Source organism: Streptomyces sp. UH6, assembly GCF_013421635.1.
GTDB lineage: Bacteria > Actinomycetota > Actinomycetes > Streptomycetales > Streptomycetaceae > Streptomyces > Streptomyces abyssomicinicus.
The window spans coordinates 1-1161 of sequence record NZ_JACADT010001362.1; the positions used below are offsets into that span (position 1 = coordinate 1).

General features: G+C 76.2%; 1 pseudogene. It reads left to right on the forward strand.

The features are described 5' to 3' along the window. Positions 1-1161 (forward strand): annotated as a pseudogene (locus HW445_RS31895) (hypothetical protein); the annotation flags it as partial.

Sequence of the window (1161 nt, forward strand, 5' to 3'; positions counted from 1 at the left end):
CACCCATCCCGCGCTCGACGGCCGGCCGGTGGTCCGGCTCGTGCCGGGCGCGCTGGGTGAGGCCGAGGACCTCGCCATGGAGTTCCTCGGCCTGGAGCGGCAGCCGGGGACGCCGGAGGTGGGCACGGTCCGCCGCGAGACGCTGGGCTTCCCGGCCCGGGCGCTGGTCGACGACCCGGCCAACGGGCACCACGCCCTGGCACTGGTCAAGGACGTCGAGCGGCTGGCCCGGCAGGCCAAGGGGCTGCCCGGCGTCGCCAAGGGCGGCTTCGAGCACCTCGGCGAGCGGCTGGCGAGGTCGGTGCCGCACTTCCTGCCGCCCTTCTACGAACAGGCGGCCCGGATCTACCTGGAGCACGGGCACCGGTCGTTCGCGGCGACCTTCTTCGCCCGGGCGCGTGAGGCGGAGCGGGTGCACGCCCTGGCGGTGGACGAGGAGCAGCAGCGGGCCGCCTTCCTGGAGTTCGCGTTCGCCGGGGCGCTGTCCGTCAAGGCACTGCGGGAGTACGCCGGGGACGTCGCCCGGCGGCTCGATCCGGCGGCGGCCTGGGAGCAGTTCCGGCGGCTGACCGTGGAGCGGTGCGCGGCGGGGCTGCCGCCGTACACGGCGATGCCTCGGGACGTGCGTGCCATGATCCGGGCGTCCGGTCTGCCGAGGACGGCCGAGGAGTGCCGGCTGCTGGCCGCCGTGGTGGCCTCGCCCGCCGCGGAGCGGGCCTCGGGGGCCTTCTGGAAGGCCTTCCTGCCCTCGCTCCAGGTCCTCGCGGCCGAACAGCCCCGGGTGCGGGTCAGGTTGCTGGAGATCATGCCGCGGGCTCTGGGACTCGGGGCGCAGGACGACGAGTTCTGGCTCTCGCTGCTGGCCGGGACCGGGGCGGACCGGCTGCTCACGGGTGAGGACGAGGCGTCCGGGGAGGTCGACGCGGCGGACTGGCTGGCCCGTTGGGCCCGCCATCGCAAGAACCGCGGTTTCGCTCCCGGCCGTTGCCCCGCCACGCTCGCCCTGGCGGCGCGGATGGCTCCCCGGCTGCGGGCCGGGGGGCGGACGGTGGACCTGTTCACCGGGCGCTGGGAGCTGGGCGCGGACCTGGACCTCCTGGACCTCTGCCTGGCGGAGGGGGTCCCCCTGGCCGTGCCGGGCCCGGACGCCGACGTGCGCCT